This is a genomic window from Metabacillus litoralis (assembly GCF_003667825.1).
Taxonomy (GTDB): Bacteria; Bacillota; Bacilli; order Bacillales; family Bacillaceae; genus Metabacillus; species Metabacillus litoralis_B.
The window spans coordinates 2,261,557-2,274,802 of record NZ_CP033043.1 but is presented as its reverse complement, the minus strand read 5'-3'; the positions used below and the strand labels follow the sequence as shown (position 1 = coordinate 2,274,802).

Here is a 13,246-nt window from a genome sequence, read left to right as displayed (position 1 = left end):
GGAGGGTATGGGATGCGGCTAGAGCGACTAAACTATGATAAAATTAAAATTTTTTTAACTACAGATGACTTGCATGATAGAGGTTTAACTAAGGAAGATCTCTGGAAAGACTCATTAAAAGTCCATCAATTATTTAGAGATATGATGACTGAAGCTAGTGTTGAGCTGGGCTTTGAGGCGCATGGACCAATCGCTGTTGAGGTGTATTCACTTCATGCTCAAGGGATGGTTATTATCGTTACAAATTCCAATGATTCTGATGATTTAGAGGATGACTTTTCAGACGATTATATTGAGATGCAAGTGAAGGTGGATGAAAGCTTCGATGTTATTTATGAGTTTGAGTCATTTGAAGCGATCATTCAGTTATCACATTATTTATATCACCAAGACATCTTGGATGGAATGGTCGTTTATTTCCAAGAAAGATATTACTTGTTATTAAGTGACGACCAGCCTATGAACATTGATGATTTAGTAGCCATCTTAGCAGAGTATGGAAGTCCATCAACTTTGACGGTCCATAGATTAACGGAGTATGGAAAAACAATCATGCAACATGATGCTGTTGAGCAAATTTACAACCACTTTTGGTTAAAAAATAGAGAAAGATAACTTTTTATTATAAGTTATGAAGATATTGGTGAGTTTATGCAAACGGTCATTGTAAAGGCTGTTAGCTAAAGTCACCTCTTTTTCTTATTCGGTGTATGAAATAATTCAAATAACAAACGATAAGAAAGTCTTTAATGTAATTAGGATTAATTAAAAATGACAAGTAAAGATAACGTTAGATTAGTTGTTGTGAATTTATAAAGAATATCTTTTTTCTTCTTTGCATAAGCGGCTTGAGAGTGTATACTATGTCATGAAAGGTGGACATTCTTTCATTTACTGATTAGATCTAGGAGGTTAACTTTAATGGTAGCCGAGAAAAACACCGATGCACAAAATGATAAATTGGACGTGTTGAAATCAACACAAACGGTGATACATAATGCCCTTGATAAGCTTGGGTACCCAGAGGAAGTATATGAATTATTAAAAGAACCAATAAGATTAATGACGGTGAAAATTCCAGTTCGAATGGATGATGGTTCCGTTAAAATATTTACTGGATACCGTGCTCAACATAACGATGCCGTTGGCCCTACAAAGGGAGGTATTCGCTTCCATCCAAATGTAACCGAAAAAGAGGTTAAGGCATTATCCATTTGGATGAGTTTAAAATGTGGAATAGTTGACCTTCCATATGGTGGCGGAAAAGGCGGAATTGTTTGTGATCCTAGGGATATGTCATTTAGAGAGTTAGAGCGACTAAGCCGAGGATATGTCCGAGCAATAAGTCAAATTGTTGGACCAACAAAGGATATTCCAGCGCCTGATGTATTTACTAATTCACAAATCATGGCATGGATGATGGATGAATACAGCCGAATTGATGAATTTAATAATCCTGGTTTTATTACAGGTAAGCCCTTGGTATTAGGTGGTTCACATGGACGTGAATCGGCTACAGCAAAAGGTGTAACTATATGTATTCGTGAAGCCGCTAAGAAAAAGGGAATTGAACTAGAAGGCGCTCGAGTTGTTGTACAGGGATTTGGTAATGCTGGAAGTTACTTATCAAAATTTATGCATGATGCAGGAGCTAAAATTGTAGGTATTTCTGATGCTTATGGTGGTCTTCACGATCCGAATGGTCTAGACATTGATTATTTACTTGATCGTCGTGATAGTTTTGGTACTGTTACGAAATTATTTAATGATACAATTTCAAACAAAGAACTACTTGAATTAGATTGTGATATTCTTGTACCTGCTGCCATTGAAAATCAAATTACTGAGGAAAATGCTGGGAACATTCGTGCTAGCATTGTAGTAGAAGCTGCGAATGGCCCAACTACACTTGAAGCAACAAAAATTCTTTCAGATCGAGGTATTTTACTAGTACCAGATGTTTTGGCGAGTGCTGGTGGAGTGACGGTTTCTTATTTTGAATGGGTCCAAAATAATCAGGGCTATTACTGGACAGAAGAAGAAGTCGAAGAGAAGCTTGAACAAGTAATGGTTAAGTCATTTAATAACATATACGAGACGAGTCAGAATAGACGAGTCGACATGCGTTTGGCAGCATATATGGTTGGTGTACGAAAGATGGCCGAAGCATCTAGGTTTAGAGGCTGGATTTAAGAAAAATCTTACATGATATAAGAGGGTGACTTTATGTCTAGCCGCTCATACTCTTTACTCTTCACAATAGAGTGATTGACCTGAGTAGGAGGGCTGACTTAGTCATTCTCTTTTTTTATTTTTCTTGGTAAGGTATCGATTTTTTTTTAAAAACATTAATCTTTAAAGTTGGGAGAGAAATTCATTGATAAAGGAAGAAATAATTATTGTAGGTGGAGGTCCCTGTGGATTATCTGCAGCCATTGAATTAGAAGAGCTTGGTACTAAACCACTTGTTATTGAAAAAGGAAATATTGTGAATGCAATCTATCATTATCCCACACATCAAACGTTTTTCAGCTCAAGTGAAAAACTAGAAATTGGAAATATACCTTTTATTACTGAAAATCGTAAGCCTGTTCGTAACCAAGCTTTGGCTTATTATCGTGAAGTTGTAAAAAGAAAACAACTAAGAATCAATGCTTTTGAAAAAGTTGAAAAAATTGAAAAAAAAGAAAATCAAAAATTTATAGTTATGACAAATAAACAAACGTATGAAGCAAAACAGGTTGTGATCGCAACAGGATATTATGATCATCCAAATTTAATGAATTTACCTGGTGAAGATTTACCCAAAGTATTTCACTATTTTAAGGAAGCACATCCATACTTTGACAAAGATGTCGTCGTTATTGGTGGTAAAAACTCAAGTGTTGATGCCGCGTTAGAATTAGTTAAAGCAGGAGCAAGGGTAACTGTTTTATACAGGGGAGCTGAGTACTCTAAAAGTGTAAAACCATGGATTTTGCCAGAATTTGAATCACTTGTAAAAAATGAAATAATAAAAATGGAGTTTCAAGCACATGTTCTTGAGATTGGGGAAACATCCGTTAAATATGTTGTGGGTGATGAAGAGAAGCGGATAAAGAATGATTTTGTTTTTGCTATGACGGGCTATCATCCAGATCACAAATTTCTTAGAAATATGGGTGTAACAATCAATGCTGAAACTGGTCGACCGACTCACAACCCAGATACAATGGAGACAAATATTGAAGGGATTTTTATTGCGGGTGTAATTGCAGCTGGAAATAATGCAAACGAAATATTCATTGAGAATGGACGATTTCACGGTCAGTTAATATGTGAGGCACTCCGCAATAAAAGATAACAGGGAGACAAATTAATGCTCCCTGTTTTTCTGTAGTGTTTACGTTGCAAAAATTGTTTCTAGAGCTTGTTGATCTTTTGTTGTTTCTAGCGCAATCATTAGCTTGATTCTTGCTTTTTGTCCATTTAGTCCGTTGCTAAAAATAACACCTAATTCTTTTAACTGTCGTCCTCCACCTTCATATCCATACACATCCTGAGCAATGCCATTAAAGCAGCGAGATACAAGAACAATAGGTATTTTTTTATTTAGTAGGTTCTTGATTCCAGGCACCATCATAGGTGGCACGTTACCTTGTCCTAAAGCTTCTATCACTAGTCCATCAGGTTGTAACTGTTCTATCCCATTTAGTAGACTGCCGTCCATTCCGGCAAACGCCTTGATTAAGAAAACATTTTTATCAAGTGTTTCAGCATGAAGTGGATTTGTAACAATAGGGGTGTGATGGAAGAAAACGCCTCCTTTGTTTACCATTCCGATTGGTCCATATTGTGGGCTTTGAAAAGTTGCTACATTACTTGTATGTGTTTTTGTTACGTTTTTTGCTGTATGAATTTCATCATTCATTACAACCAAAACTCCCATGTTTTTGGCACAATCTGATGCAGCTACTTTTAAGGCTGATAAAAGATTATAAAGCCCATCTGATCCTAGCTCATTACTTGATCTCATCGCACCAGTAAGAACAATCGGAATTGATAAAGATAACGTGACATCAAGGAAATACGCAGTTTCCTCTAACGTATCTGTACCGTGTGTAATAACAACACCGTCTATATTTTTTATTTTTTTCATTTCTTCTATATAATTTTTAATTTGTAACATATTTAAAGGTGTGATATGTGGTGAAGGTAAGTGAAACAGTTCTGTTGAGATGAGGTTAATATCAGGTACCTCTTTTATATGTTCAACTAGAGGGTTTTTTTCTCCGGGTTTAACCTCTCCTGTTTCTTCGTCTTCCTTCATTGAAATGGTTCCACCAGTGTGAATAAGTAAAATGTTTTTTCTCGACATGACGAAAACTCCTTCAATCTATAAAATTCTGCTTTATTCTGTCATTTTCAATTCTACGATAACATGATACGATTAATAAAGTTAATCTTACATGAATAAAAAAATCTTTTAAATAGATAAAAAGATATTTTGGAGAAGAGGCCTGTAAATGATTGAAATTATATCTGCGGGCATTGCCCCGGGTCTGGCACTATTGAGTTATTTTTACTTGAGAGATCAGTATGAATCAGAGCCGGTCTATTTAGTGTTTCGTTCATTTATCTTTGGGGCTCTGCTTGTTTTTCCGATAATGTTTATTCAATATGTTTTAGAAGTTGAAAAAGTGTTTACTTCTGAATTTTTATATACTTTTATTGCTGTAGGATTTTTAGAAGAATTTTTCAAATGGTTCGTCTTATTTTTTACGATCTATCAACATGTTCAATTTAATGAGCATTACGATGGGATTGTCTATGGTGTAGCTGTTTCTCTTGGATTTGCGACTTTAGAGAATATTATTTATTTATTTGCAAATGGAGTCGAATACGCGTTAGGTCGCGCTCTTTTACCGGTTTCAAGTCATGCTTTATTTGGAGTGATTATGGGATATTATTTAGGGAAAGGTAAATTTTCAGTTATCAAAAATCGAACAAAATGGATTTTATTATCCTGTTCAATCCCTATCTTATTACACACTGTTTATGATTCAATTTTATTAAATTATTTTAATTGGAAATATATTATGGTTCCATTTATGCTGTTTCTTTGGTGGTTCGCTTTACACAAAGCCAAAAAAGCACGAATTAAGATATTTGATTCTAAACTGCCTTAGTGGCAGTTTTTTTTAATTTCGATAACATTGTTGATTTTAAGGAGTTTTTAAGAAATTATCTTTGAAAGGAATTGCTGCCATCAATTGTTTCTTTTGGATAAGTCTTTATTTAGTATGAATAAAATACCAAAGACTACAAAAAATACGTTTAAGCAACTACATCTACTTGAGGAGGCAGCAACATGAAAAACATGCGCATAATGCTGATAGTTGTGGTAATGGCTTTTACTTCTATCACATTTCAATTTCTTTCACAAGGCGTTTCTGTAGCACATGCTTTTTCAGATCAAACCATTCAAAGAGGTGCAACGGGAAGTGATGTAATTGAATTGCAGGCAAGGCTTCAATATAACGGATATTATCATGGCCCGATTGATGGAGTCTACGGATGGAGCACGTATTGGGCAGTTAAGAATTTCCAAAATATGTTTGGTCTAGAGGAAGTTGATGGATTAGTTGGACAAAAAACCAAGGATATGTTACAAAAATCAACTAAATTTTATAGTGATTGGGTTTACAAACAAATTAACCAAGGAAGAAGATTTACACATTATGGCGGAGTCCCGTTAGATATTCAATCTGCACCTTCAGAGCAGCAAATTCAAAAAGCAAGGAAGATTGCGGAGCAAAGACGAATTCAGCAAGAAAAGCAATATAAAGCTCAAGCAAATAGCCAGCAACAACAAGAGAAACAACAACAGAATCAAGAGCAACAGAATCAGCAGCAAAAGGAACAAAAGCAGCAGAATCAGCAGCAACAGAAACAACAGAAACAACAACAGCAGCAGAATCAACAGCAACAAGAGCAACAACAGCAGACTCAACAGCAACAGAAACAACAACAGCAGAATCAACAGCAACAAGAGCAACAACGACATCAGAATCAACAGCAACAGAAACAACAACAGCAGCAGACTCAACAGCAACAAGGGCAACAACAGCAGCAGAATCAGCAGCAACAAGAGCAACAACAGCAGCAGACTCAACAGCAACAAGGGCAACAACAGCAGCAGACTCAACAGCAACAAAAGCAACAACAACAGCAGAATCAACAGCAACAAAAGCCACAACAGCAAAAGAATCAAGACCAAAAAGATTCAACTGCAGTAAACATGCCGAATGGATTTTCGCAAAATGATATTAAATTAATGGCAAACGCTGTTTATGGAGAAGCTCGTGGTGAGCCGTATATCGGACAAGTAGCTGTTGCGGCTGTCATTTTAAACCGAGTTAATAGTGCAACTTTCCCAAATACCGTTTCAGGAGTTATTTTTGAACCACGTGCCTTTACAGCAGTAGCAGATGGGCAAATTTGGTTAACTCCAAATGAATCAGCGAAAAAAGCTGTTTTGGATGCAATTAATGGATTTGACCCAACCGGGAATGCAGTGTATTACTTTAACCCAGATACAGCCACCAGTTCTTGGATTTGGGGAAGACCACAAATTAAACGTATCGGGAAGCATATTTTCTGTGAATAGAAGGGGTGATGATCAATGATACGTGGTATTTTGATTGGAATTTTATCAATCGCTGTGATTGGTACTTCTTACTGGGGGTACAAAGAACATCAAGAAAAAAGTGCAGTGCTGATTCAAGCAGAAAATAGTTATCAACGCGCATTTCATGATTTAACCTATCGTGTTGATCAGCTACATGATAGAATCGGTGCAACACTAGCTATGAACTCAAGGGAGTCGTTATCTCCAGCTTTAGCAGACGTTTGGAGAATTACCTCTGAAGCACAATCAGACGTAGGTCAGTTACCATTAGCTTTATTACCTTTCAATAAGACAGAGGAGTTTTTAGCTGGAATTAGCGATTTTAGCTACAAAGCTGCTGTTCGTGATTTAGAAAAAGATCCACTTACCGAAAAAGAATATAAAACACTAAAATCAATGTATTCAGAAGCTGCTGATGTTCAAAAGGAGTTACGTAAAGTTCAAAGTCTTGTTTTAGAGAATAACTTAAGGTGGATGGATGTTGAGCTTGCTTTAGCCTCCGGACAAAAGCAAATGGATAATACAATTGTCGATGGATTAAAGACTGTCGAAGAAAACGTTAAAAGTTACTCTGAATCTCAATTCGGTGCATCACTTACTTCTATGAAGAAAAACTTAGGTTTTGATAACTTAGAAGGAAAAGAAATAAATGCAGAAGAAGCTGAGAAAATAGCAAAGAAGTTCGTAGAGAATAAAGTTACTGACATAAAAGTAACTGAAAACGGTGACGGTGCAGATTATGAATTTTTCAGTGTTTCCATGGATGATAAAGAACAAAAAGTAGACATAAATATGGACATTACGAAAAAAGGCGGATACCCAATATTCTTAGTGCAGAATAGAGAGGTTGCGGAGAAGAAAATTAGCTTGAACCAAGCTACAGAAAATGCTAGGAAGTTTTTAAATGAACACGGGTTTGAAGATTTAGATCTTTTCGAAAGTGCTCAATATGATAATGTTGGTGTATTTTCATTTGTTTCTATTGAGAATGGGGTCAGAATATATCCAGATGCTCTTCGCATGAAGGTAGCGTTGGACGATGGTCAAGTGATTGGCTTCTCGGCAAGAGATTATTTAGCAGCTCATAAAAAACGAGATATACCTAAGCCGAAGATTTCTAAAGAAGAAGCAGCTAAAATGTTGAATCCAAGTCTGGAAGTACAAGAAGACCGTTTGGCTCTTATAATAAACGAGTTTAAAGAGGAAGTACTTTGCTACGAATTTTTAGGAACGATCGAAAACGATACTTACAGGATTTTTATTAATGCAGAAGATGGAACGGAAGAAAAGGTAGAGATATTAAAAAATCCAGAACCAATTTTCCAGGATGTTTAATTTTTAATAAGAGCAAGGATACCCTTTGTTACTTTGACTTGGGTATCCTTTTCTGTGTTAAAAACGATTATTTTTTGTTTAAAACAAATATCAAAACCCTTGTAGGAATTTTATAAGTTAGTTTGATCACTACTATAAGATGTTGAATAAATATTTGCACTCTTGCACAACGGATATGTCCATGCTTTAATAAGAAAGAGAGCAATAAGAAAGAGTGATATTGTGATAAAAATTGGGGATGTCATTTCGCTAGAAACGAAGGGCGCAAAATTAGAGAGACTAAAGTGTAAACTAGTAGAAAAAAAGGGCAATAAACTATATATTGATTACCCTATAAACCAAGAGACAGGCCGTTCAGCCTTCTTAATGTTAGGAACACAACTTGTTGCTTCGTTTGTTTCGAATGAAAGTGTTTTTCGTTTTCAAACAGAGGTTACAGGGCGAATAAAAGAAAATATTCCGATGATTTCACTTACGTATCCTGGTGATGACCAATTAATTAGAATTCAAAGAAGACAATTTGTACGTATTGATGCAAATCTAGATGTAGCCATTCATTCTCTGCATAATGAGTTTCAACCGTTTACTGCGGTTACAGCTGACATTAGTGCAGGAGGAACAGCATTACTTCTTCCGAAATCTATCAAATTAAAAGAAAAACAGGAAATTGTTATTTGGTTCTCCCTACCATTTCAAAATGAAGGAATTGAATACATTAAAGTAAAAGGTAAGATCATTCGGTTTATTCCTGCAGATCATGATCTATTTGTTAAGGCACCTATAGAGTTTCAAAATATCGATGAAGATACTAGGCAGGTTTTAATTCGTTTTTGCTTTAATCAACAAATACTCATTCGTAGAAAAGGGTTAACAATCGAATAATTTTTGGTATTTTTAAGCATACTAGTAAAAAAATACCGGAGTTGAGCGGGAATGAAACGATTTGAGCGAATTTTGATTAAACTAATTGTTATTCAATTCATTGCCCTAGTATGTGCACAGGTACTCATACAAAATACCACTGTTCAACCATACTTATCACGTGTTGTCCAATATGAAGGTGTTAACAAAATAACAATTACTGAATGGCTAGAAACGTTTAGTCAATAACATGATGCAGGTGTCTTTTTAAGCCTGCTTCATTTATTTGTTTTTTAATTTTGTCTTAGCAAAAAACTTGTGTAAAACTACTTACCCTAGTTTACAGATTCAATTCTCTAAGTTCTCATACCAAATAAGTTCTTTCACACCAGCCAAGGCGTAAAAGACTACTAGACTAAAAACCTATTTGGAGGAAATAATGAAGCAAAAAAAATTATCCGTTGCAATTGATGGGCCAGCGGCTGCTGGAAAAAGTACAGTTGCTAAAATAATTGCAGAAGATTACTCATATATATACATAGATACTGGTGCCATGTACAGGGCTTTAACATATAAAGCGCTACAAGATGGGATTGATTTAAAAGATGAAAAATCAGTAGCAGATATCTTATCTAAAATTAAAATAGAATTACATCCATCAAAAGACGGACAACTTGTCATGATTAATGGAGAGAATGTATCAGATGTGATTCGAACAAATGAAGTAACGAATAATGTTTCCTTTGTAGCTATGCATCCATTAGTAAGAGAGGAAATGTTAAAGCGTCAACGTCAATTAGCAATTGAAGGCGGAGTTGTTATGGACGGTCGAGATATAGGTACACATGTATTACCTAATGCAGAATTAAAAATATTTTTAAGAGCATCTGTTGAAGAGAGAGCTAAAAGGCGTCATGAGGAAAATATGAAAAAAGGATTTTCTTCTAACTATGAACAACTGAAGCAAGAAATTGCAAATCGTGATAAGCTTGATTCAGAAAGAGAGGTTGCTCCCCTGAAGAAGGCAGAAGATGCGATTGAAATTGACACAACAGCTTTATCTATCCAAGATGTTGTTAGAAAAATAGAAGATTATTTAGAAGAAAGGCTTTGATAACGTGTCATTATATCCATTTGCCCGGTCAGTTGTTGCTGGTTTTTTAAAACCAACATTTCGTATTAAAGTAGAAGGACTAGAGCATTTCCCTAAAGAGGGTGGTGTTTTATTATGTACCAATCATATTAGTAATATAGATCCGCCGGTTGTTGGAGTTACAGCTCCTAGAAAAGTATTGTTTATGGCTAAAGCTGAACTTTTTCAAGTGCCGGTATTGAAACAATTACTGAACAATTTTGGTACATTCCCTGTTAAGCGTGGTGGAGGCGACCGCGAAGCGTTAAGAGCTGGATTAAAGGTTCTTAAAGAAGGGAATGTCTTAGGATTATTTCCAGAGGGAACAAGAAGTAAAGATGGAAAACTTGGTAAGGGAATGTCAGGTGCTGGTTTCTTTGCACTTCGTTCTACTGCCGCAGTTGTACCTTGTGCTATAATAGGACCATATAAAGCTTTTTCAACGCTAAGAGTTGTATACGGAAAGCCAATAAATATGGAAGAATATCGTGAGAAAAAAATTAGTACAGAAGAAATGACATCTATTATTATGGAAGAAATAGGGAAACTTATTCAAAAATAATGTAAATCTTAATACTTCTTACTTGACAAAAAGTAGCATTTATTAGAAGTTTAAGAAGGACGTATTTTTCATTTTATTTTTTGGGGTATTTATGATTCTTTAATAAAATGAAAGCATACATATATTTTATCAAAAGTCGCACAGGTTTTGACAAGGAGGTAATTGAGATGGTAGAAGAATTAAACAGTGTTCAAGTGGAAACACCTGAAGTTGGTGATGTTGTAAAAGGAATCGTAACAAAGGTTGAAGAAAAACAGGTGATTGTCGAAATAGAAAATTGTAAGCATTCCGGTATCATTCCAATCAGCGAACTTTCTAGTCTTCATGTGGAAAAGGCTTCTGATGTTATAAATGAAAATGATGAACTAGAATTAAAAGTTTTAAAGGTGGAAGAAGAAGCTTTAGTGCTTTCTAAAAGAGCCGTTGATGCTGAAAAAGCATGGGATGCATTAGAACAAAAATTTGAATCTAAAGAAGTTTTTGATGCAGAAGTTAAAGATGTTGTAAAAGGCGGACTTGTTGTTGATTTAGGTGTAAGAGGATTTATTCCTGCTTCTTTAGTTGAAGCTCATTTTGTTGAGGATTTCTCTGATTATATGGGGAAAACTCTTTCTCTAATTGTTGTTGAATTAGACCGCGAAAAAAATCGTGTTATTCTCTCGCATCGTGCAGTAATTGAAAAAGAGCAAAATGAAAAGAAATCAGAAATACTTGATTCTATAAATGTAGGTTCCACAATTGAAGGAACTGTTCAACGCTTAACAGATTTTGGTGCATTTGTTGATATTGGAGGAATTGATGGATTAGTTCATATCTCACAATTATCACATAGTCATATTGATAAACCATCAGATGTAGTGGAAGAAGGACAAAAAGTAACCGTTAAAGTACTTGGAATAGATCGTGATAATGAAAGAATTTCATTATCAATTAAAGAAACTCTACCTGGACCTTGGGCTGACGTTACTAATAATGTAAAACCTGGTGATGTTCTAGATGGTGTAGTTAAACGTTTAGTATCGTTTGGTGCATTTGTTGAAATTCATCCTGGCGTAGAGGGACTTGTTCATATTTCACAAATTTCAAACAAACATATTGGTACTCCACAAGAAGTTCTTGAAGAAAATCAAGAAGTGAAAGTAAAAGTACTAGACATAAATGAATCAGAAAAACGTATTTCTCTAAGTATTCGTGAGTTAGAAGAAACGTCAAAAGCATCAAATGAAGATTTAACAAATTATCAAGCAGCACAGGAAGAATCTTCTACAGGTTTTCAATTAGGTGAGATGATTGGAGATCAATTAAAAAAATTAAAATAAAACGGTGATATGGTGAGTAAAAGAGCGCAAAGGAAAATAGAACATATTCAGCATGCTTTATCTACTGGACAGCAATGTTCCAACGGATTTGATGATGTTACCTTTGTTCATCAAAGCTTACCAAACCTGTCTGTTGATGATATAAATTTATCATCTAATGTTGGCGAACTTTCCTTGAGTTCGCCTCTTTTTATAAATGCGATGACAGGTGGTGGCGGTGAGGACACGGTTATCATTAACGAAGCGCTAGCACAAGCTGCTGCAGAAACAAAAATCGCTGTAGCAGTAGGTTCACAAATGTCTGCGATAAAGGACAGTAGTGAAAGGCCCTCCTATGAGATCATGAGGAAAGTTAATCCAAAAGGTATTATATTAGCTAACTTAGGTAGTGAGGCCACAATTGATCAAGCTAAAACTGCTATTGATATGGTTGAAGCAAACGCATTACAAATCCATATAAATGTTGTTCAGGAACTGGTTATGCCAGAAGGTGATCGAGATTTTACAAATGCTATCAAAAGAATAGAGAACATTGTTACGAACGTCAAAGTACCTGTTATTGTTAAAGAAGTTGGTTTTGGTATGAATCGAGAGGCTGCTTCGCAATTAGAAGAGATTGGTGTTTCTGCAATAGATGTAGGCGGCTTTGGTGGGACAAACTTTTCTAAGATTGAAAATATGCGTCGTGAACAGGTTTTAAGTTATTTTAATTCTTGGGGAATCCCTACTGCAGCCTCAATTGCTGAGGTCAAACTTGGACAAGGCAATATGTCTATCATCGGCTCTGGAGGTATTCAACACTCTCTTGATGTAGCTAAAGCTATAGGTTTGGGTGCATCTGCAGTTGGAATAGCTGGTTACTTCCTGAAAATATTTATTGAAAAAGGATATGATGATTTAGTCCAAGAAATAAAACAAATACATACAGATTTAACCTATATCATGACAGCTCTCGGAGTGAAAACAATTAAAGAGCTTCAAGAGGCTCCCCTTGTCATAAGTGGAAATACCCATCATTGGTTAAATGAAAGGGGTATCGAAACATCATCCTATAGTAGAAGGTAAAAAGCTGGTCAAGTATTGACCAGCTTTTTATTTTACTATCCAAAAGTATAAAATTATCTGTTTCTTTCTCTTGCAGCTTCTGGCCCCTCTACTCTTGTTGCACCAGGATAAGTTAAAGATTGATCACGATCTGACTCAACACGTTGACTTTTTCTTAATTTCTTTTCTTGTCGATCTTTTCCCATTTTACATAACCTCCCTATATTAAGGTATACCTTAACTTTTGTCTTTTCCATGTTAATCATGACTACTATTTTTTACTAATTTTCGATTAAAGCTAATTGGAAATAGCCATAATGGGA

General features: G+C 35.4%; 14 protein-coding genes. 12 read left to right on the top strand and 2 right to left on the bottom strand.

What is annotated here, in order from left to right; translation table 11 throughout:
- Window positions 1-12 precede the first annotated feature (12 nt).
- The 3 genes from D9842_RS11265 (at window position 13) to D9842_RS11255 (ending at window position 3,343) form a co-directional block, all read left to right on the top strand.
- Entirely contained in the window at window positions 13-615 is a 603-nt protein-coding gene (locus D9842_RS11265; protein WP_121662622.1) for a genetic competence negative regulator, read from the top strand.
- A 306-nt stretch (window positions 616-921) separates the two neighbouring features.
- On the top strand, window positions 922-2,193 hold the full coding sequence (locus D9842_RS11260; protein WP_121662621.1) for a Glu/Leu/Phe/Val family dehydrogenase: 1,272 nt from the start codon (window positions 922-924) through the stop codon (window positions 2,191-2,193).
- Window positions 2,194-2,377: 184 nt separating this feature from the next.
- The gene (locus tag D9842_RS11255; RefSeq protein WP_121662620.1) at window positions 2,378-3,343 is read left to right on the top strand and encodes a YpdA family putative bacillithiol disulfide reductase; all 966 of its coding nucleotides are present in this window, start codon (window positions 2,378-2,380) and stop codon (window positions 3,341-3,343) included.
- Window positions 3,344-3,382: 39 nt separating this feature from the next.
- Here D9842_RS11255 and D9842_RS11250 read toward each other — a convergent pair whose 3' ends face one another.
- Window positions 3,383-4,357 carry an asparaginase gene (locus D9842_RS11250; protein WP_121662619.1) on the bottom strand — a complete coding sequence of 325 codons (975 nt, stop codon included), beginning with the start codon at window positions 4,355-4,357 and terminating at the stop codon, window positions 3,383-3,385.
- Window positions 4,358-4,505: 148 nt separating this feature from the next.
- On the opposite strand from D9842_RS11250, the gene prsW reads away from it, so the two are divergent.
- From prsW to fni, 9 genes are all read left to right on the top strand, one after another.
- On the top strand, window positions 4,506-5,168 hold the full coding sequence (gene prsW, locus D9842_RS11245) for a glutamic-type intramembrane protease PrsW (RefSeq protein WP_121662618.1): 663 nt from the start codon (window positions 4,506-4,508) through the stop codon (window positions 5,166-5,168).
- 182 nt (window positions 5,169-5,350) lie between these two features.
- On the top strand, window positions 5,351-6,649 hold the full coding sequence (sleB, locus tag D9842_RS11240) for a spore cortex-lytic enzyme (RefSeq protein WP_121662617.1): 1,299 nt from the start codon (window positions 5,351-5,353) through the stop codon (window positions 6,647-6,649).
- 15 nt (window positions 6,650-6,664) lie between these two features.
- Complete coding sequence (ypeB, locus tag D9842_RS11235) at window positions 6,665-8,005, top strand: germination protein YpeB (protein WP_121662616.1); 1,341 nt, start codon at window positions 6,665-6,667, stop codon at window positions 8,003-8,005.
- Window positions 8,006-8,227: 222 nt separating this feature from the next.
- Window positions 8,228-8,887, top strand: coding sequence for a flagellar brake protein (locus D9842_RS11230; protein ID WP_121662615.1), 660 nt, complete (start codon window positions 8,228-8,230; stop codon window positions 8,885-8,887).
- Between the two features lie 51 nt (window positions 8,888-8,938).
- Complete coding sequence (locus D9842_RS25890; RefSeq protein ID WP_098796200.1) at window positions 8,939-9,115, top strand: YpfB family protein; 177 nt, start codon at window positions 8,939-8,941, stop codon at window positions 9,113-9,115.
- A gap of 190 nt (window positions 9,116-9,305) precedes the next feature.
- The gene (gene cmk / locus D9842_RS11225; RefSeq protein ID WP_121662614.1) at window positions 9,306-9,980 is read left to right on the top strand and encodes a (d)CMP kinase; all 675 of its coding nucleotides are present in this window, start codon (window positions 9,306-9,308) and stop codon (window positions 9,978-9,980) included.
- 4 nt (window positions 9,981-9,984) lie between these two features.
- Window positions 9,985-10,560 (top strand): lysophospholipid acyltransferase family protein, encoded by a 576-nt coding sequence (locus D9842_RS11220; RefSeq protein ID WP_121662613.1) that lies wholly within the window; start codon window positions 9,985-9,987, stop codon window positions 10,558-10,560.
- A 167-nt stretch (window positions 10,561-10,727) separates the two neighbouring features.
- Window positions 10,728-11,879 carry a 30S ribosomal protein S1 gene (gene rpsA / locus D9842_RS11215; protein WP_121662612.1) on the top strand — a complete coding sequence of 384 codons (1,152 nt, stop codon included), beginning with the start codon at window positions 10,728-10,730 and terminating at the stop codon, window positions 11,877-11,879.
- Between the two features lie 9 nt (window positions 11,880-11,888).
- Window positions 11,889-12,944, top strand: a complete 1,056-nt coding sequence (fni, locus tag D9842_RS11210) for a type 2 isopentenyl-diphosphate Delta-isomerase (RefSeq protein WP_121662611.1) — start codon at window positions 11,889-11,891, stop codon at window positions 12,942-12,944.
- Between the two features lie 53 nt (window positions 12,945-12,997).
- Here the strand turns inward: fni and D9842_RS11205 are convergent, their stop codons facing one another.
- The gene (locus D9842_RS11205) at window positions 12,998-13,129 is read right to left on the bottom strand and encodes a YpzI family protein (RefSeq protein WP_121662610.1); all 132 of its coding nucleotides are present in this window, start codon (window positions 13,127-13,129) and stop codon (window positions 12,998-13,000) included.
- Window positions 13,130-13,246 lie beyond the last annotated feature (117 nt).